We start from the raw sequence: 17,824 nt of genomic DNA, 5'->3' as shown, positions 1-17,824 counted from the left end.
CGGAGGTTGTTATGGCAAGAAATCCCAAGATCACTTTTATCGGAGCTGGCTCCACCGTGTTCATGAAGAACATCGTCGGCGACGTGCTGCAGCGGCCGGCATTGTCCGGTGCAACCATCGCCTTGATGGACCTCAATCCGCAGCGCCTCGAAGAAAGCGCCATTGTCGTCAACAAGCTGATCTCGACCTTGGGCGTAAAGGCCAGGGCTGAAACCTATTCCGATCAGCGCAAGGCGCTGGCGGGCGCGGATTTCGTCGTGGTCGCCTTCCAGATCGGCGGCTACGTGCCCTGTACGGTCACCGATTTCGAAGTTCCGAAGAAATACGGCCTGCGCCAGACCATCGCCGATACGCTCGGTGTCGGTGGCATCATGCGGGGCCTGCGAACCGTGCCGCATCTCTGGAAGGTCTGCGAGGACATGCTCGCAATCTGCCCACAGGCGATCATGCTGCAATATGTGAATCCGATGGCGATCAACACCTGGGCGATCGCGGAGAAATACCCCGATATCAAGCAGGTCGGCCTCTGCCATTCGGTACAGGGAACGGCGATGGAACTGGCTGATGACCTCGACATTCCCTACGAGGAGATCCGCTACCGCTCGGCCGGCATCAACCACATGGCCTTCTATCTCAATTTCGAGCATCGCCAGCCGGACGGCTCCTATCGCAACCTCTATCCCGATCTCGTGCGCGCCTACCGCGAAGGCCGGGCGCCGAAGCCGGGGTGGAACCCGCGCTGCCCCAACAAGGTGCGCTACGAAATGCTGACGCGCCTCGGCTACTTCGTCACCGAAAGCTCCGAACATTTCGCCGAGTACACGCCCTACTTCATCAAGGAAGGGCGCGAGGATCTGATCGAGAAGTTCGGCATACCGCTGGATGAATATCCAAAACGCTGCATCGAGCAGATCGAACGCTGGAAGGGGCAAGCGGAAGCCTACCGCTCCGCCGACAGGATCGAGGTCGAGGAATCGAAGGAATATGCGTCCTCGATCATGAATTCGGTCTGGACCGGCGAGCCGTCGGTGATCTACGGAAACGTCCGCAACAATGGCTGCATCACGTCACTGCCCACCAATTGCGCGGCCGAGGTGCCGTGCCTTGTCGATGCCTCAGGCATCCAGCCCACCTTCATCGGCGAACTGCCACCACAGCTCACCGCGCTGATCCGCACCAACATCAACGTGCAGGAACTGACGGTTCAAGCACTGATGACGGAAAATCGCGAGCATATCTATCACGCGGCGATGATGGACCCGCACACCGCAGCCGAACTCGATCTCGACCAGATATGGTCGCTGGTGGATGACTTGCTCGCGGCTCATGGCGACTGGCTGCCTGCCTGGGCGCGCAAAACGCCCGGAGTCCGGGCGGCCTGACCATTCCCAAAACCTGACATCGGCGCATCGACAATTTGAAGCCGAGGATGATGGTAACCAGAGCGCTGTTTCGGCGCTCTGAAGCGGACGATTCTGTCCCGGCGGACCAAGCCGCGCTTCACGCCGATGGCGACAGATCTGGCTAAAGGCACCGTGCATCCCTTCGGTCTTCGGCGTTTCGCATTTCGCGTCGAATGAACCAATCAACGGCGATGTGCCGCAAACTCAATCCGCTTGGCCGGCTTGTTTTGAAATCTTCTCGCTCATTTAATTCTACAAAATCGGTAGTCTTAATGCAGATAGCCATCTTGCGAGGAGCCCAAAATGTCGAGAAAACTGGTGGTGGGAGTGTCGGGCAACCTGACCCGTCCGTCCAAGACCAAGGCATTCGTCAGCCACATCGTCGGCGAGGTGGCGCATAGCACCGGCGCGGCCTCGACCGTTTTCGACATCGAGGATCTCGGTCCGTCCTTCCCGCTCGCAAGGCGCATTGGCGATCTGGATCCGTCGGCCCGCAACATCGTCGAGCAATTTCTGGGCGCCGATGTCCTGGTGGTCGGCTCGCCCACGTTCAAAGGCAGCTATACGGGGCTTTTCAAGCATTTCTTCGACCTGCTCGACCCATCATCGCTGAGGGGAAAGCCTGTCATTCTCGCGGCGACCGGCGGCGGCGAGCGTCATTCGCTGATTGTCGAACACCAACTGCGGCCACTGTTCGGCTTCTTCGAGGCGCTGACCATGCCGACAGCGATTTACGCCTCCGACAAGGACTTCGCCAATGGCGTTCTGGGGTCTGAGGCCATCCAGGCTCGCGCTCGGCAGGCGGTCGCCGAAGCATGCCGGGTGGTCGGCGTGCCCGACAGGATCGGTGTTGCCGCCTGAAACACGACACCACCCAATGGCCCAAGATCCCCTTCCCGCACAGTCCAGAAGGAAAACGCGATGACCCGATCCAGCAAATCCCGACAAATCAAACTGGGCGCCTTCCTGCCCGGCGGCGGACAGCATATCGCCGCCTGGCGCCATCCCGACGCGCCGGCCGACGGCGCGACGAACTTCGAGTTCCACAAGCAGCTGGCGCTGACTGCCGAGCGCGGCCTGTTCGACGCCTACTTCCTGGCCGACAATCTGACAGTCGGCCTCGGCGCCCGCGAAGGCGGCAACGCCAAGATCGCCGGCTTCGAGCCGGTCACGCTGTTTGCAGCACTGGCGCCGCTCACCACGCATCTGGGCTTCATCGCCACGGCGTCCACCACCTATGAGGAGCCCTATACGCTCGCCCGCAAGTTCGCATCGCTCGACCTTCTGTCGAATGGCCGGGCCGGCTGGAATGTCGTGACTTCGGCCGGCGACGACACCGCGCGCAATTTCAATCGCGACACCCAGCCCGACCATGCCGACCGCTATGCACGGGCCCACGAGCATGTCGAGACGGTCAAGGCGCTGTGGGACAGCTGGGAGGATGACGCCTTCATTCGGGACAAGCAGTCGGGGCGCTTTTACGACAAGGACAAGCTTCACGACATCGACCACAAGGGCGAGCATTTCAGCGTCAAGGGCCCGCTCAATGTGCCGCGCCCGGTGCAGGGCCATCCGGTGGTGGTGCAAGCCGGGCAATCCGAGGATGGACGCGGGCTTGCCGCGCACTCGGCCGAGGTCATCTTCACCGCTCATCAGAAGTTGGAGACAGCGCAGGAGTTCTACCGCGACATCAAGGCGCGTGTGGCCGCCGCCGGCCGCGATCCCGAACAGGTGTTGATCATGCCGGGCGTCGCACCCTTCGTCGGCCGCACCGAAGAGGAAGCCCGCGCCAAGTACCAGCAGTTGAATGACCTGATCCTGCCCGAGGATGGCGTCGCCTTGCTCAACGGGCTGGCCGGCCAGACGCTCGACATCAGGGGTTATCCGCTCGACGGACCATTGCCGCCGAGCAAGGAAACCGAAGGCATGAAGAGCCGCCAGGCGCTGATCCGCCAGATTGCCGACGAGCACAACTTCACCATCCGTCAGCTCTACCAGTGGGTGGCGACGGCACGCGGCCACTACACCGTCATCGGCAGTGCGGTGCAGGTCGCCGATCAGCTTGAAGAATGGTTCACCAACGAAGCCGCCGACGGTTTCAACATCCTGCCACCCTGGCTCCCCGGCGCGCTCGACGACTTTGTCGACCTGGTCATTCCCGAGCTGCAGCGCCGCGGCCTGTTCCGCACCGCCTATGAAGGCAGGACGCTGCGCGAGAACCTCGGCCTCAGGCGGCCGGAAAACCCCTGGACTGCCGCCCGTTCGACAGTGCTGGCCGCCGAATAGTCCTCCGAGCGCCGAACAATCTTCCAGGGAAAAGGGCAAGACGATGACTTTGCAGCACATCGAACAGCCGGCCATCATCGGCAGGCATGGCAGCGGAACCAACCTCGGCGCGGAGGTTCTGCGCCTGGGCGGCCGGGCGATCGTCCGGTTCTTGTCGCGCTACGGCGTCCTCGTCGGGTTCCTGGCGCTCTGGCAGGTGGCGAGCAGCGTGGGATGGGTCAATGCGGCGGTGCTGCCGCCGCTCGACATGATCGTCGCCGCACTGTGGAAGGGTCTCGCCGGCGGCAGCCTGCTCGGCGACATCGCCATCAGCCTGCAACGCGCCGGCTTCGCCTTTGCGGCCGCCGTAGCGGTGGCCATCCCGCTCGGTCTGTTCATGGGCCAGGTGCGCGCCGTCGAAACTGCGCTCGACCCGATCTTGCAGGTCTTCCGGCAGACCTCGGCGCTGGCACTCTACCCCGTGTTCATCCTGCTGCTGGGATTGGGCGAAGCCTCCAAGATCTTCGTCATCTTCTGGGCGACGCTGTTTCCGCTGCTGCTCAACACCATCAGCGGCGTCAAGGAAGTCGACCCGAAACTGCTCGAGATGGCTCGCGTCTATGGCGCCACGCGGCTGACGATATTCCGTCGCGTCGTGCTTCCGGGCGCCGTCCCCTCGATCTTCGTCGGCCTCAGGTTGAGCGCAACCACGGCACTCTTGTTGCTGATCGCCTCCGAAATGATCGGCGCCAACAAGGGCATCGGCTTCCAGGTGATGAACGCCCAATACAACTTCCAGATCCCGCTGATGTTCGCGGCGATCGTCATCCTCGCCGGCCTCGGCCTGATCGCCAACCAGGCGCTGGTCAGCCTGCAGCGGCGGCTCTGCCGTTGGAGCAATCCCGCCAACTGACCAGCGACCTTTTCACCAATCTCAAACCATCAAACCAGGAAAGACCGGATCATGAAAATCACTCGCCGTTCCCTGCTTGCAGGCGCACCCCTTGCCGCCGGTTTTCTCGCCGCCGGCCTGCCCCGCTTCGCCTTTGCGCAAGCCGCACCCGTCAAATTCCGCTACCTCGCCAGCCGCGGCAGCATCTCCCCACATGAGCTGGCCGACGAGCTCGGTTACTACAAGGGGCTCGGCATCGAGCTGGAGAATGTCGGCTACGCCGCTGGCGGCCCGGAATCGCTGTTTGCGCTTTCCTCCGGCAGCGTCGATCTCGGTTCGGCGGCCACCGCCGCGGTGATCAATTCGATCTCCGGCGGAAACGACTTCGTCGCTGCCTATCCGAGCAACGGCATCAACAAGGACGTCAAGAGCGTCTTCTACGTGCTCGACGACAGCCCGATCAAATCGATTGCCGACATCGCCGGCAAGACCATCTCGGTCAACACGCTCGGCGCCCATCTCGACTATACGGTGCGCGAGGCACTGCACAGCGTCGGCCTGCCGCCGGACGCCGCCAACCTCGTTGTCGTGCCCGGACCGCAGCTCGAGCAGACCTTGCGCTCGCGCCAGGTCGATATAGCTGGGCTGGGCTACTGGCAGGCGACCTTCGCCGGCGCGCTGGTCGCCAATGGCGGTGTACGCGGCGTGTTCGACGACACCAACGTTCTGGGCGAGCTCGCCGGCGGCTTCGTCGTGCTACGACGCGACTTCATTGCCGCCAACCCGGATGCCGCGCGCAACTTCGTCGAACAGTCCGCTCGCGCCGCCGACTGGTCGCGCCAAAACCCCGACGAAGCGCGCAAAGTGCTCGCCGATATCCTCAACAAGCGCGGCGAAAATGGCGACCTGGCGCGCTACTGGACCGGCTTTGGCCTTCGCGAACGGGCGCAAGCGACCGATCGCGACATCGATTTCTGGGTTGCCGTGCTGGAACGCGACGGCCGCCTGGCCAAGGGCAAACTGAAGGCCGCCGACATTCTGTACCGGCCCGGCGAAACCAAGACGAACTGAGAGCCGAGATGGACTGGGAGCTGAAATGACTGGCACCAACCGCGGCGGAGAGGTCTCGATCCGCGACCTCTCCAAATCCTTCACCCTCGGCGGGCGTCAGCTTGCCGTGCTGAGAACGCTCAACCTCGACGTCCGCTCCGGTGAATGCCTGGTCATCGTCGGCGCCAGCGGCTCGGGCAAGACCACGCTGCTGCGCATCCTTGCCGGGCTGGAGGCCGCCGACAGCGGCGGTGTCGCGATCGACGGCCAGCCCGTGCACGGGGTCGGCGCCGAGCGCGCGGTGATCTTCCAGGAGCCGCGCCTGCTGCCCTGGCTCACCGTACTCGGCAACGTCGCCTTCGGCCTCGAGGTGCGGGGCGTGCCCAAGGCGGACGCCGAGGAAAGAGCCCGTTTCTATATCGCGCTCGTCGGTCTCGCAGAATTCAGTGATGCATATCCCAGGCAGCTTTCAGGCGGCATGGCGCAGCGCGTTGGCATTGCCCGGGCCCTGACAGTGCAGCCTGAAATCCTGCTGCTCGACGAACCGCTGGGTGCGCTCGACGCCATGACCAAGATCGGCATGCAAGAAGAACTGGCCCGCATCTGGAGCGAAGAAAACGTCACCATGGTCATGGTCACCCATGATCTGGAAGAGGCGATCTATCTTGCCGACCGGGTGCTGATCCTGCCCAAGGAAAAGGGCGGCGCAGCACGGCTGATCGACGTCGACCTGCCCCGCCCACGCGACCGCAGCGAAAGCCGGTTCGTGCGCTATCGCGAAGAACTGCTGCGCGAATTCGGCCTGCACTGACAAGGGAACAAAGCTAGACGGTCTACTTTCCGGCTATTGCCTGCCGCAACGCGTCGTTGATCCGGTCCTGCCAGCCGGGTCCGGCCTCCTGGAAATAATCCAGCACGGCACGATCGATCCTGATGGAAACAAGCTCCCTGACATTTGGCGCAGCCGAGGGTTCACGAACCGGCGCCACCGGCTTCTTGATTGGTTTGAAGGCGGCTTCGGCGGCCGCCATTGGATTTGTCGGTCGGCGCGGAGGATTTGCCATTGGTTTGCCCTGACTGAGAACGACTTGAATATGAGGCGGAGACTGCACGGATGCGCCACAATAGCCCATGTGGCGCCATCGCACAGGCCCATGCCATCAATAGAAAAAGGCCGGACTGTTAAGCCCGGCCAAGCATGAAGGTTGAAACCTCCAGAGGGGAACGCGCCGGACGCAATGGGAGGAGACATCCGGCGCAATGTGTATGTGGGTCACCACTGATGACGTTTCAACGTCAGGATGTGGACCACAATCGCCGCTCCATAGAGCCAAGGGATAGGCTCGAAGGGATCAACCAGGCGCGTATTCATTGGCCTCGAAAACATGATGATGGATACGGCCGGTGAACATCTTCAGCAGTTCACCGGTGACGTCGCGGCTCTGAAAGCGAACGTCGGATTGAAGCGCCCGGTTGCAGGCCTCCATGTCGGGATAGCGAATGGCGAGCGCCATGGCATAGACGGGGGCACCCTCGTCCCGCGCCGTGCCATCGAGAACGCGCACTTCCTCGGCGCCGGGAAATTGCGTCCACAAAGGCACCAGCCTTTCGCGGACGAAGCGCCGGAATTCGCTCTCTTGTCCGGGGTGGATTTCACCTTCGAAGAGGGCGTAGCGAATGATCATGACGAGGGTTTCCTGAGCTTCTGCAATTGGGACCATTGTCGCCCGCTGGCGGCAATTCGAGGATCGGACAATTCTGGATTTGGGGTATGGAATGAGGCCGGCTTGCGGGCGCATCGCGTGATGCGCCCGCAAAGCTGCGTGCCTACTTGCCCCAGATTTTCTTGTACTCGTCGCGGTAGCCATTTTCGGGGTCGAACGCATTCTTCGGGCCGCCGTCGAACTCGACATTGTCGGCCGTCACCACGTGCAGCGGCGACAGATAGCCGGACCATTTTTCACCGGCGATGGCGCGGTTGAGCTCGTCGACCAGTTGCCAGCCCTGCAGGTTGAGCGGTTCGGCGACCGTCACCTTCTGGAACTGGCCGGCGCGGATGCGCTGATAGGCCGATTCCGAACCGTCGCCGGCGGCCACATTGATCGGCGCGTCGGTGCCGGCCTTGCCGGCCGCCGCAAGCGATGGCCCCATGAAGTCGAAATAGAGGTCGTTGATCGCCAGCGAATGCGTCCAGGCATCGCCGTATTTCTGCAGCAGCGAGGTGGTGAGCTGCGGCATGCGCTGCGATGTCTCGGCGATCGGCGTGTCGACATATTCGAGCACCTTGCCGCCCAGCCGCTCGATCTCCGCCTTCATCTTATCGGCCTTGGCGATGGCGATGGCGTAGGTCGAATCGGTGAAGATGACGACGCCGGGCTTGCCCTTGGCATCGGCATAGGCCCAGTCGGCCGCGGCCGTGGAGACCTGCATGGCGTCGGTCGATACGTTGGCGAACACGCCACTCTTTTCGTCAGGCCCGATCACCGGCCCGGCATGCCAGGAAACCAGCGGGATGCCAGCGGCCTTTGCCTGTTCCAGCGCCGGCGCCTGCTCGACGGCGTCGAAGCCGTTGATGACGATACCGTTCGGCTTCAGCGCCATCGCCTGACCGAAGGCGGCGGTGCGTCCGCCGATCGAGCCGGCGCCGTCGATCACCTTCACGTCCCAGCCGATCGCCTTGGCCGCTTCTTCGACGCCGGTGGTGACGCCGAGAATACCGCCATTCTTGAGGTCGCCGGCCAGCACGACAATCGTCTTGCCCGGCTGTGCCTTCGGACCGGTCGTCGGGCCATCCCAGGCCGTGACTTTCTGGGCATATTTTTCGACCACCGCCATGGCGTCGGCCATCGCGTCCGCCCGTGCCTGGCCGGCGAGCAGGACTGAAGCAGCGATGGTCATGGCCATCAAGGCGACGGATGATTTCAGGAATGTTCTGCGTTGCATGTTGGTACCTCCCTTGGTTTCAGAAATTGGTCTGGCCATCCGGAACTCAGCTTCCGGACGGTGGTGTGGTTTCAGGCAGAGATCGTTCCCACCGCCGGACCTGAGCCGGCAGGCTGGGCGTTCACGTAAACGGCGTAGAGGGATGTCTGCGCGGTGATGTAGAGCCGGTTCCGGCTGGGGCCGCCGAAACAGACATTGGAGACCAGTTCCGGAACCAGGATGCGACCTATCAGGGTGCTATCGGGCGAATGGACGCGGACCGAGTCGGCGCTGGAGGCCCAGATATTGCCACCCTGATCGACGCGGAAGCCGTCGAACATGCCCGCCTCGCATTCGGCGAACACACCGCGTGCGCGAGCCGAGAAGCCGTCCTCCGCAAGGTCATAGGCCATGATGGCGCGCGGCAGGCCGGGCACATGGCTTGCGCCGGTGTCCGAGACGTAGAGGATTTTTTCGTCCGGCGAGAAAGACAAGCCGTTGGGCTGCACCAGATCGGTGATGACAGCGCTCACCGCGCCGGTGGCCTCGTCGAACCGGTAGACATGGGATCCACCGATCTCCGATGCCGCAACCGTGCCTTCATAGTGGCCCTCGATGCCGTAGACCGGATCGGTGAACCAGATCGTTCCGTCGGATTTGACCACTACATCGTTCGGCGAATTGAACCGCTTGCCGTTGACCGTTTCGACAAGGGGCTGCCAGCGTCCATCATGCTCGAGCCTGGAGATGCGCCGGCCACGATGCTCGCAAGCGACGACGCGGCCCTCGTGATCGAGCGTGTGTCCGTTCTGGTTGTTGCAATGCGTCTCGAAGACACTGACGGAACCATCGCCTTCGTCATAGCGCAGCAACCGGTCGTTAGGGATGTCCGACCACAGCAGATGCCTGGCCGCCGGAACATAGACTGGTCCTTCCGCCCAGCGGCTGCCGGTCCATAGCCGTTCGAGCTTGGCATGCCCGATCGTCAGCTTGCGGAACCGATCGTCCAGAATCTCGTAGTCGCTCATGTCATGATCTCGGGAGGGTTCGGCTGGTCACTTCGAGGACTGCGCAACAGTCTTGGTCCTGGCCCTGTGAGCCGCACCGCGCTTGCGCTGGGCGTAGCCGGCAATGCCGATAGCGACGAGCAGCGTCACGCCGTTGAACAGGGGCTCGACGAAGAACGAGCCGCCGAACTGCTGGATGCCGGAAATGCCGACGGCGAGGATGATGACGCCGGTCATCGTGCCCCAGACATTGACGCGCCCGGGTTTGATGGTGGTCGAGCCGAGGAAGGCACCAACCAGCGCCGGCAGCAGATACTCCAGCCCGACGCTGGCCTGGCCGATGCGCAGCTTGGAGGCAAGCAACACGCCTGTCAGCGCCGTCAGGAAGCCCGAGGAGATGAAGGCGCCGATGACGAAGCGGCGCACCGGAATGCCGTTCAGCGCCGCTGCCTTCGGATTGGCGCCGATGGCATAGACGTAGCGGCCGATCGGCAGATATTCGAGGATGACCCACAGCGCGACGGCGATGCCCAGCACATAGAGACCCGTGATCGGCAGCCCGAACACCATCGTGCCGTTGAGGGCGTAGAAGCCTTCGGGCAGCACGCCGACCACCTGCCGGCCGCCAGTGTGCCAAAGCGCCAGCGCATAGAGCACGGTGCCGGTACCAAGCGTGGCGATGAAGGAATCGATGCGCGCGACCTCGACCAGCAGCCCGTTGAGGAAACCGGTGGCGGCGCCGAGCAGCAGCACGATCATCACCGCCAGCGGCCACGGAACGCCGAACATGGTCTGCAGGCTGATGGCAAGGATGTGCCACAGCACGATGCCGTAGCCGACGGTCAGGTCGATCCGCCCGGATGCCATCGGGATCATCGCCGCCAGCGACAACAGCGCGATGATCGCCTTGTCGGAGATGATCGAGCGTAAATTGAGCAGCGTCGGAAACGTGTTCGGCAGCAGGATCGAAAACAGCACGATCAGCAGCACCGTCAGGATCACCAGTCCGTAGACCGGAATCAGCCGGATGATCTTCTGCCCCAATGACAAACCCGCCATTTCGCCGCGGGTCGGTTCAAGTGCGCTGGATTCGATCGATTGCATAGAACTTGCTCCGGAAAAATCAGGCGGCTTCGGAAGCCGATGCCGCGGTGATCACGGCGGATGTGGTCAGGTCGTTGCCAGTAAGTTCGCGCACGATCTGTCCGCGCGAAAAAACCAAAGCCCGATGGCAGATATGGGCGATCTCCTCGAAATCGGTCGACACAACGACGACGGCGAGACCGGCCTCAAGCGCACGGCCGATCAGCCGGTAGATCTCGGCCTTGGCGCCGACATCGACGCCAGCCGTCGGATCCTCGGCGATCAGCAATGTGCGGCCAGTGTGAAGCCAGCGCCCGACGACCACCTTTTGCTGGTTGCCGCCCGACAACGCTTCGATCGGCAGGTTCGGATCGTTGGGGCGCAACCCGACCGAGCCACCGATCTCCCGCGCCAGCGCAGCCTCCTTGTATGGTGCCAAGAAGGAGAACAAGCCACGCTTGCCGGCGCCGGGATTGAGGAAACTGTTTTCGCGGATCGACAAAGAGGCCGCGATCGATTCTTCGGTGCGGTCGCGTGCGATCAGGCCGACGCCGGAATCGCCGCGATCGGGCTCGACAGGTCGGGCACGACACCATTGATCGTCACCGAGCCGGAAAAAGCCTGGCAGCCGAACAGCGTCCGGCCAACCAGCTCCTGCCCGGCGCCGCGCAGTCCGACCAGGCCGAGCAACTCGCCCTTGCGCACGTCGAACGACACCGGTCCGGCGCCGGCGCAGACCAGGTCGCGAATGGTGCACACCGTCTCGCCGGCCTGCGTCTCCGCCTTGGTGAAAACCTGGCTTACCGGGCGGCCGACGATCATCTCGATCAGCTCGTCCGGTCGGGTGTCAGCGACCTTCTTCTGGCCGACCAGCTTGCCGTCACGCAGCACGGCGACACGGTCGGCGATTCGGAAAATCTCGTCGAGGCGATGCGAGACATAGATCATGCCGACGCCGCGCTGCTTGAGCGGGCGGATAGCGTCGAACAGGCGGTCGACCTCATCGGCCGGCAGGCTGGCGGTCGGCTCGTCGAGCACCAGCACATCGGCCTCAGTGGCCAGCGCGCGGGCGATGGCGACCAAAGATTTTTCGGTGCGCGTGAGATCCTGGACCCGCGTCGTCGGATCTAAATCACAGCCAACCAGCTTCAGCGCCTCGTGCGCCCGCTCTTCGGTGGAACGCCAGTCGATAAGTCCAGAGCGCAGCGAAAATCCTTGCGCGAGGCCTACATTCTCGCCGACCGTCATCCATTCGATCAGACCGAGATCCTGGTGAATGAAAGCGACGGACTGGCGCTGGTTCGGCCGCGGCGGGCGATGATGATAGGGCTCGCCGCGAAACAGGATGCTGCCGCCATCTGGCCGGTAGATGCCGGCAAGCGTCTTGATCAGCGTCGACTTGCCGGCGCCATTCTCGCCGAGCAGTGCCAGGATCTCGCCCTTGTGCAGATCGAGCGTCACGTCGGAGAGCGCGCGGGTGCCGCCGAACTCCTTCGTAATCGACTTGAACTCGATCAGTTTTTCCTCAGCCACAAAGCGTTCCTCCCAAGATCGCCAAATGATGTTATCGATAACATTTATGAGCGTCAAGCGACAAAATCAGACCCCGCTTAGCTGGTCTTGCCGTCGAGCAGGCGCATCATCTCGGCCGAATCCCTTGGCCCCAGTCCGGCAGCGCAGAGCAGGCGATGGATCTCGACCACCTGCCCGGTCATCGGCATCGGCGTCTTGGTCTTGAGCGCAAAGGCCTGCAGCGAATCCAGATCCTTCAGCATGTTGTCGATGCGTCCGGTGGCTGAAAAATCGCGGGCGGCGAATTTCGCCATGAACTCCTGCATGATACTGGAATCGGCCCGTCCGCCCTTCAGCGCCGCCGGGATTGCCTTCGGATCGACGCCGCCGGCTTCGGCGAGTTTCACGGCTTCGGCGACGGCCTGGAAGAGCACTGCGCAGAAAAGCTGGTTGATCAGCTTGGTCGTTTGCCCTGCCCCGCTCGGCCCCATCAGCGTGTAGTTGGCGCAGAGATGTTGCATCACTGCGCGCGCCTGTTCGAAGTCTGCCGCCTCACCGCCCGCCATGACGGTCAGCCGGCCGGCCAGCGCGCCGGGTACGCCGCCCGAAAGCGGGCAGTCGAGCCATTTCATGCCGGTCTCAGCCGCGAGCTTCTTGGCCATCTGCGCGGTGTCAGCCGGATCGATCGACGACATGTCGATCAGTAGCTTTTCGGGTGAGCCCGCAGCCGCGACACCGCCGTCGCCAAACACCACCGAACGCACGATATCGGCATGGTTGAGGCTGAGGATTACGAAGCTGCTCGCCCGCGTTGCCTCGGCAACCGAAGCGGCGGCAGCCGCACCTTTCGCGGTCAAGGCGGCAACCTTGGCCTTGTCCAGATCGAACACAGTGACCGCCTGTTTGGCCTCGATCAGGCGGGTGGCGATCGCCGATCCCATGATGCCGGCGCCGACAACAGCGACTTTTGTTGCTTGCGTCATGTCAGCGAGCCTCTTTCCTTATCCTGGCGGAGGCGATCCCAAAGTCGCCCAGACCCGCCAACGCCGCATCGGTAATGCTGTCGACCGGCGCGTCGATATCCACGGTAACCACCAGCTTCTCGTTATCCGGATTCTCCAGCGCCGAGAGTTGGCTGTCGAGCAGCGCCGGCGGAAAGAAGTGGTCGCGGCGCGCGGCGAGTCTGGCTTGCAGCACCGCGCGCGATCCCTGCAGGAATACGAAAAATAGCGGCCCGCCTGTCGCATGGCGAAGGCGATCGCGATAGGATTTCTTCAGCGCCGAACAAGAGACCACGAGCCCGCGGCCCTCCTCATGCGCCTGCCGCAGGGCTGCGCCGACCAGATTCAGCCAGGGCCAGCGGTCGTCGTCGGTAAGCGGTATGCCCACCGACATTTTCTCGACATTGCCGCGAGGATGCAGCGTGTCGCCTTCGACGAAGGCAAGCCTAAGTCGCGCGGCGATCTCGACGCCGACCCTGGTCTTGCCGCAGCCGCTGACACCCATCACGACGATGAGCGCAGGTTCAAAGACAGGTTGTGATACCGCCATCGACATAGAGCGTGTGTCCGTTGACAAAGGATGAGGCGGGTCCGGCCAGAAAGACCGCCGCACCGACCAGTTCGCCGACATCACCCCAGCGTCCGGCTGGCGTGCGGTTGGTCAGCCAGGTCGAAAATTCGGGGTTGTCGACCAGCGCCTGGTTGAGGGGCGTCTTGAAGTAGCCCGGCGCAATGGAATTGATCTGCAGGCCATGCTTGGCCCAGTCGGCGCACATGCCGCGTGTCAGGTTGCGCACCGCGCCTTTGGTGGCCGTATAGGGCGCGATGTTCGTCCGTGCCAGCTCGCTTTGCACCGAAGCGATGTTGATGATCTTGCCGCGCTTGCGCGCAATCATATACCGCGCCACCGCTTGCCCGACGAAGAACACGCTGGAAATGTTGGTGCGCAGCAGCTCGTCCCATTTGTCTGCCGGGAAATCCTCGAGGGGCATACGGAACTGCATGCCGGCATTGTTGATGAGGATGTCGATGGCGCCGATCGTCGCCTCGATCTCGGCGACGCCTTTGACGACCGCTGCGTGGTCGGTCACGTCGAAGACCGCGACGCGAGCCTTGTGTCCCTTGGCTACCAACGCATCGGCAGCGGCCGCGACTTTCTCGGCGCTGCGCCCGTTCAGCACGATTTCGGCGCCGTGCTGCGCCAGCCCCTCCGCCAGCGCCAAGCCGATCCCCTGCCCCGAGCCGGTGACCAGCGCCCTCATGCCGGTCAAATCGAACAACGAACTGCCCATGCGCTTCTCCCGAGGAATGTCCCTGAAGCGGATACGATTTCCACCGCGCCGCCGCCAGTGCCTATTGACATGAATGTTATCGATAACATAGTCAATGGAAAAATGCCCGTGGCAAGGAGACGATGCTGTGACCGACATATTGATGACCGGTCCCTATCCGGACTGGGACATGGCAGACCTCGAAGCGACGTACCGCGTCCACAAGCTTTGGCAGGCCGAAGACAAGGGCTCACTGATCTTAAGCCATTCCAATGCCATCCGCGCCATCGCAACCCGCGGCGAGCTTGGTGCCAGCGCAGCCCTGATGGCGAAACTGCCGAAGCTCGAAATCGTCTCCTGCTATGGCATGGGCACCGACGCCATCGACCTTGCCTATGCGAGGGAAAACAGCATCCGCGTCACCAACACGCCGGACGTGCTGACCGAGGATGTTGCCGATATCGGTATCGGGCTGCTGCTCGCCGTGGCGCGCCAGATTCCGCAGGCCGACACCTATGTGCGCGATGGAAGCTGGCGCAAGGCCAACATGCCGCTAGTCACACGCGTTTACGGAAAGAGGCTCGGCATTGTCGGCATGGGCCGCATCGGCAAGGCGGTGGCCCGGCGAGCGGCTGCCTTCGACTGCGAGATCGCCTATTTCGGCACCCGCAAACACGACGACCTGCCTTACGATTTCGTCGGCGATCTGGTCGATCTGGCACGCCGGAGCGAGTTCCTGATCGTGACACTGGCCGGCGGCGAAGGCACGAAGAACATCGTCAATGCAGAGGTTCTGGCAGCGCTTGAGCCGGACGGCATCCTGATCAACATCTCGCGCGGCAGCACCGTCGACGAGACAGCGCTGCTCGCCGCGTTGGAATCCGGTGCGATCAAGGGCGCCGGGCTCGACGTATTCTGGAACGAGCCGAGGATTGACGAGCGCTTCGCGAAGCTTTCCAACGTCGTGCTGCAGCCGCACCATGGCAGCGGCACAGTGGAGACCCGCAAGGCCATGGGTCAGCTGGTTCGCGACAATCTCGCGGCCCATTTCGGCGGCCAGACCTTGCTGACACCGGTCGTCTGAGAGAGGATCACCGTCATGAAGTCGATCGTCATCCATGCGGCAAAAGACCTGAGGATCGAGGACACCGATCCAGGCGCCCCTAGCGCCGGACAGGTCGAGATCGCTGTCGAAGCCGGCGGCATCTGCGGCTCGGACCTGCATTACTACAATCATGGCGGTTTCGGCGCGATCCGCCTGCGCGAACCTATGATCCTCGGCCATGAGGTCGCCGGCACGGTGAAAGCCTTGGGCGGTGACGTCTCCTCCCTCGCCATCGGCGACCGCGTCGCCATCTCGCCCAGCCGGCCCTGCAATGCCTGCCGCTATTGTCTGCAAGGCATGCAGAACCAGTGCCTCAACATGCGCTTCTACGGCAGCGCCATGCCGATGCCGCACATCCAGGGCGCGTTCCGCCAGCGCCTGGTCGCCGAGGCGTGGCAGTGCCACAAGATCGCCGACGATGTTTCCATCAACGAAGCCGCCTTCGCCGAACCTTTTGCGGTGACGCTGCATGCCGTGAACCGCGCCGGTTCGCTGCTCGGCAAGCGCGTTCTGGTGACCGGCTGCGGCCCGATCGGCGCACTTTGCATCCTCGCAGCCAGAGCCCACGGCGCGCGCGAAATCGTCGCCACCGATGTGATGGACGGCGTCCTGGCAAAAGCCGAGGAGATCGGCGCCGACTGCACCATCAATGTCGCCACCGACGCCGAAAAGCTCGCCGCCTACAATGTCGACAAGGGCAGTTTCGACGTGATGTTCGAGGCCTCCGGCAACGAGCGCGCCGTGCGTGCGGGGCTGGATGTTCTGAAGCCGCGCGGCGTGCTCATGCAGCTCGGCCTCGGTGGTGACCTGTCGATCCCGCAAAATCTCATCGTCGCCAAGGAGATCGAGATGCGCGGCAGCTTCCGTTTCCACGAGGAGTTCGCGCTCTCCGTCGATCTGATCAACCGCCGTCGGGTGGATGTCAGACCGCTGCTGACCGGCATCTATCCCCTCGACGAGGCAGTTGCGGCCTTCGAGATCGCCGGCGATCGGAACAAGTCGATGAAGGTCCAGATCGCTTTCGGTTAGGCCTCAGGTGCTTTCGCGCTCGACGACGCGATAACCGGTCAGGACGATTTCCTGGCCGTGCTGTTTTTCGTCGCCCCGGATAACCTGGATCAATCTGCGGGCGGCCTGTTGCCCAATGCCATAGCAGTCGACATTCACGGTGGTGATGCCGGGATGGCAGAAGGCGGCTACCTCATAGTCGCCGAAGCCGGCAATGGCGATGTCCTGCGGAATCCGCATGCCGCGGCGCTTGCATTCCATCAACGCGCCGAAAGCCGAAAGATCCGAAACGCAGAGCACGGCCTCGGTATCCGGCCAGCGCTCCAGCATGCTGACGACGGCCTGGCCGCCCTGCTCGATGGAGATCGGCGGCACGCCGAAGGAAACGAGGCGGCCGGCCGGCAGTCCGAGTTCCTCGATGGCCCTGACGAAGCCTTCACGTCGCTGGCTGCCGCGCGTGTCGCGCGAGGTCGTGCCGCCGATGTAACCGAACTTTCGGTAGCCTTTCCTGGCGAGCGTTTTGACGAGCAGCCCCATCGCCTCTTCGTTGGAGAACCCGACCACCTGATCGATGGGCTTGGCCGGCAACTCCCAGGTTTCGACCACCGGGATGCCGGCACTTTTCAGCAGGCGGCGGGCGCGATCCGTATGGGCGCCACCGGTCAGGATGATGCCTTCCGGCCGCCGGCGGAACATCGCCTCGATCAGCTTTTCTTCCTTCTCGACCGTGTAGTCGGTGTAGCCGAGCAAGAGCTGGAGCCCGGTGCTCTCCAGTTCATCCGTGATGCCGCGCGCGGTGTCGGCGAAGTTGGAATTGTTGATCGAGGGGACGATCGCAGCGACGAACCCCGTCTTGCGCGAGGACAGGCTGCCGGCCGATTGATCGAGCACGTAACCGAGGTCGTTGACCGCGGTCATGATCTTCTCCCGCGTCGCCTTGGAAACCCGACTGCCTTCCTTCAAGGCGCGCGACACCGTCATGGTCGACACACCGGCCCGCAGCGCCACATCGACCATCGTCGGAGCGTGGCTCTCGCCCGGCCTCGATGAGGCTGCCTTGGCCATCATGCTGCTCCACCGGCCGGCCGCGCCGGTCTGCTCAGCGCAAACACCAGACGCTCGGGCACATGGTCTGTCTGGCATCCGGCCGCGTTCATGCGCCACCCCTAGAATCGAATTTATTTAGACATGTTATCGATATCACAGAGGACTGACAACAACAGGACCCGAACTTGAACAAACTTGACGTCATGGATCGGTGGAGGAGCATTGCGCACGCGTCCAGGACAAGCGATCGGGCTGATC

Annotated in this window: 17 protein-coding genes and 1 pseudogene; 8 read left to right on the top strand and 10 right to left on the bottom strand. The window is 63.0% G+C overall.

Translation table 11 applies throughout. The annotated features are described in order from the left end of the window. Positions 1-11: 11 nt before the first annotated feature. The 6 genes from LHFGNBLO_RS18410 to LHFGNBLO_RS18385 all read left to right on the top strand — a co-directional run bounded on the left by LHFGNBLO_RS18410 (position 12) and on the right by LHFGNBLO_RS18385 (position 6,421). Positions 12-1,382: an alpha-glucosidase/alpha-galactosidase gene (locus LHFGNBLO_RS18410; RefSeq protein WP_258600572.1), complete on the top strand. Its 1,371-nt coding sequence runs from the start codon at positions 12-14 to the stop codon at positions 1,380-1,382. Positions 1,383-1,706: 324 nt separating this feature from the next. Next, positions 1,707-2,264, top strand: a complete 558-nt coding sequence (msuE, locus tag LHFGNBLO_RS18405) for an FMN reductase (RefSeq protein ID WP_258600570.1) — start codon at positions 1,707-1,709, stop codon at positions 2,262-2,264. A 60-nt stretch (positions 2,265-2,324) separates the two neighbouring features. After that, entirely contained in the window at positions 2,325-3,689 is a 1,365-nt protein-coding gene (locus LHFGNBLO_RS18400) for an LLM class flavin-dependent oxidoreductase (protein ID WP_258600569.1), read from the top strand. Positions 3,690-3,732: 43 nt separating this feature from the next. Beyond that, positions 3,733-4,581: an ABC transporter permease gene (locus LHFGNBLO_RS18395; RefSeq protein ID WP_258600567.1), complete on the top strand. Its 849-nt coding sequence runs from the start codon at positions 3,733-3,735 to the stop codon at positions 4,579-4,581. Positions 4,582-4,632: 51 nt separating this feature from the next. Next, positions 4,633-5,631, top strand: coding sequence for an ABC transporter substrate-binding protein (locus LHFGNBLO_RS18390; RefSeq protein WP_258600565.1), 999 nt, complete (start codon positions 4,633-4,635; stop codon positions 5,629-5,631). A 25-nt stretch (positions 5,632-5,656) separates the two neighbouring features. Beyond that, complete coding sequence (locus LHFGNBLO_RS18385) at positions 5,657-6,421, top strand: ABC transporter ATP-binding protein (protein ID WP_258600564.1); 765 nt, start codon at positions 5,657-5,659, stop codon at positions 6,419-6,421. A 22-nt stretch (positions 6,422-6,443) separates the two neighbouring features. On the opposite strand, the gene LHFGNBLO_RS18380 is transcribed toward LHFGNBLO_RS18385, so the two are convergent. The 9 genes and pseudogenes from LHFGNBLO_RS18380 to LHFGNBLO_RS18340 all read right to left on the bottom strand — a co-directional run bounded on the left by LHFGNBLO_RS18380 (position 6,444) and on the right by LHFGNBLO_RS18340 (position 14,427). Beyond that, positions 6,444-6,674 (bottom strand): BrnA antitoxin family protein, encoded by a 231-nt coding sequence (locus LHFGNBLO_RS18380; RefSeq protein WP_258600561.1) that lies wholly within the window; start codon positions 6,672-6,674, stop codon positions 6,444-6,446. A gap of 288 nt (positions 6,675-6,962) precedes the next feature. Next, positions 6,963-7,295: a hypothetical protein gene (locus tag LHFGNBLO_RS18375; protein ID WP_258600560.1), complete on the bottom strand. Its 333-nt coding sequence runs from the start codon at positions 7,293-7,295 to the stop codon at positions 6,963-6,965. A gap of 142 nt (positions 7,296-7,437) precedes the next feature. Then, a complete protein-coding gene (locus tag LHFGNBLO_RS18370; RefSeq protein ID WP_258600559.1) occupies positions 7,438-8,553 on the bottom strand; it encodes a substrate-binding domain-containing protein in 1,116 nt (371 codons plus the stop codon). Positions 8,554-8,624: 71 nt separating this feature from the next. Beyond that, the gene (locus tag LHFGNBLO_RS18365; RefSeq protein WP_258600557.1) at positions 8,625-9,560 is read right to left on the bottom strand and encodes an SMP-30/gluconolactonase/LRE family protein; all 936 of its coding nucleotides are present in this window, start codon (positions 9,558-9,560) and stop codon (positions 8,625-8,627) included. A gap of 27 nt (positions 9,561-9,587) precedes the next feature. After that, on the bottom strand, positions 9,588-10,643 hold the full coding sequence (locus tag LHFGNBLO_RS18360) for an ABC transporter permease (protein WP_258600555.1): 1,056 nt from the start codon (positions 10,641-10,643) through the stop codon (positions 9,588-9,590). A gap of 19 nt (positions 10,644-10,662) precedes the next feature. Beyond that, positions 10,663-12,155: pseudogene (locus LHFGNBLO_RS18355) on the bottom strand (sugar ABC transporter ATP-binding protein). A 77-nt stretch (positions 12,156-12,232) separates the two neighbouring features. After that, complete coding sequence (locus tag LHFGNBLO_RS18350; protein WP_258609594.1) at positions 12,233-13,117, bottom strand: NAD(P)-dependent oxidoreductase; 885 nt, start codon at positions 13,115-13,117, stop codon at positions 12,233-12,235. 1 nt (position 13,118) lies between these two features. Next, entirely contained in the window at positions 13,119-13,691 is a 573-nt protein-coding gene (locus tag LHFGNBLO_RS18345) for a gluconokinase (protein ID WP_258609592.1), read from the bottom strand. Then, entirely contained in the window at positions 13,660-14,427 is a 768-nt protein-coding gene (locus LHFGNBLO_RS18340; protein ID WP_258609590.1) for an SDR family oxidoreductase, read from the bottom strand. The genes LHFGNBLO_RS18345 and LHFGNBLO_RS18340 overlap by 32 nt, the downstream gene beginning before the upstream one ends. Before the next feature lie 94 nt (positions 14,428-14,521). On the opposite strand from LHFGNBLO_RS18340, the gene LHFGNBLO_RS18335 reads away from it, so the two are divergent. Together LHFGNBLO_RS18335 and LHFGNBLO_RS18330 are read left to right on the top strand one after the other, a co-directional pair. Further along, positions 14,522-15,490, top strand: coding sequence for a 2-hydroxyacid dehydrogenase (locus LHFGNBLO_RS18335; protein WP_413774703.1), 969 nt, complete (start codon positions 14,522-14,524; stop codon positions 15,488-15,490). Positions 15,491-15,505: 15 nt separating this feature from the next. Beyond that, entirely contained in the window at positions 15,506-16,540 is a 1,035-nt protein-coding gene (locus LHFGNBLO_RS18330) for an L-idonate 5-dehydrogenase (protein WP_258609588.1), read from the top strand. Positions 16,541-16,543: 3 nt separating this feature from the next. Here the strand turns inward: LHFGNBLO_RS18330 and LHFGNBLO_RS18325 are convergent, their stop codons facing one another. Beyond that, complete coding sequence (locus LHFGNBLO_RS18325) at positions 16,544-17,587, bottom strand: LacI family DNA-binding transcriptional regulator (RefSeq protein ID WP_258609586.1); 1,044 nt, start codon at positions 17,585-17,587, stop codon at positions 16,544-16,546. Positions 17,588-17,824 lie beyond the last annotated feature (237 nt).

Origin of the sequence: Mesorhizobium sp. AR10, assembly GCF_024746795.1 — a bacterium.
In the GTDB taxonomy this organism is placed as follows: domain Bacteria; phylum Pseudomonadota; class Alphaproteobacteria; order Rhizobiales; family Rhizobiaceae; genus Mesorhizobium.
The sequence above is the reverse complement of the archived record's forward strand: the minus strand, read 5'-3'. Positions and strand labels throughout refer to the sequence as shown.

Bases quoted from the DNA above. Each gene is read 5' to 3' on its own strand.
- LHFGNBLO_RS18340 (WP_258609590.1), bottom strand. From the start codon at position 14,427: ATGGGCAGTTCGTTGTTCGATTTGACCGGCATGAGGGCGCTGGTCACC.
- LHFGNBLO_RS18375 (WP_258600560.1), bottom strand. From the start codon at position 7,295: ATGATCATTCGCTACGCCCTCTTCGAAGGTGAAATCCACCCCGGACAA.
- LHFGNBLO_RS18400 (WP_258600569.1), top strand. From the start codon at position 2,325: ATGACCCGATCCAGCAAATCCCGACAAATCAAACTGGGCGCCTTCCTG.
- LHFGNBLO_RS18385 (WP_258600564.1), top strand. From the start codon at position 5,657: ATGACTGGCACCAACCGCGGCGGAGAGGTCTCGATCCGCGACCTCTCC.
- LHFGNBLO_RS18335 (WP_413774703.1), top strand. From the start codon at position 14,522: ATGGAAAAATGCCCGTGGCAAGGAGACGATGCTGTGACCGACATATTG.
- LHFGNBLO_RS18350 (WP_258609594.1), bottom strand. From the start codon at position 13,117: ATGACGCAAGCAACAAAAGTCGCTGTTGTCGGCGCCGGCATCATGGGA.
- LHFGNBLO_RS18370 (WP_258600559.1), bottom strand. From the start codon at position 8,553: ATGCAACGCAGAACATTCCTGAAATCATCCGTCGCCTTGATGGCCATG.
- LHFGNBLO_RS18325 (WP_258609586.1), bottom strand. From the start codon at position 17,587: ATGATGGCCAAGGCAGCCTCATCGAGGCCGGGCGAGAGCCACGCTCCG.
- LHFGNBLO_RS18345 (WP_258609592.1), bottom strand. From the start codon at position 13,691: ATGTCGATGGCGGTATCACAACCTGTCTTTGAACCTGCGCTCATCGTC.
- LHFGNBLO_RS18360 (WP_258600555.1), bottom strand. From the start codon at position 10,643: ATGCAATCGATCGAATCCAGCGCACTTGAACCGACCCGCGGCGAAATG.
- LHFGNBLO_RS18365 (WP_258600557.1), bottom strand. From the start codon at position 9,560: ATGAGCGACTACGAGATTCTGGACGATCGGTTCCGCAAGCTGACGATC.
- LHFGNBLO_RS18395 (WP_258600567.1), top strand. From the start codon at position 3,733: ATGACTTTGCAGCACATCGAACAGCCGGCCATCATCGGCAGGCATGGC.
- LHFGNBLO_RS18410 (WP_258600572.1), top strand. From the start codon at position 12: ATGGCAAGAAATCCCAAGATCACTTTTATCGGAGCTGGCTCCACCGTG.
- LHFGNBLO_RS18330 (WP_258609588.1), top strand. From the start codon at position 15,506: ATGAAGTCGATCGTCATCCATGCGGCAAAAGACCTGAGGATCGAGGAC.
- msuE (WP_258600570.1), top strand. From the start codon at position 1,707: ATGTCGAGAAAACTGGTGGTGGGAGTGTCGGGCAACCTGACCCGTCCG.
- LHFGNBLO_RS18380 (WP_258600561.1), bottom strand. From the start codon at position 6,674: ATGGCAAATCCTCCGCGCCGACCGACAAATCCAATGGCGGCCGCCGAA.
- LHFGNBLO_RS18390 (WP_258600565.1), top strand. From the start codon at position 4,633: ATGAAAATCACTCGCCGTTCCCTGCTTGCAGGCGCACCCCTTGCCGCC.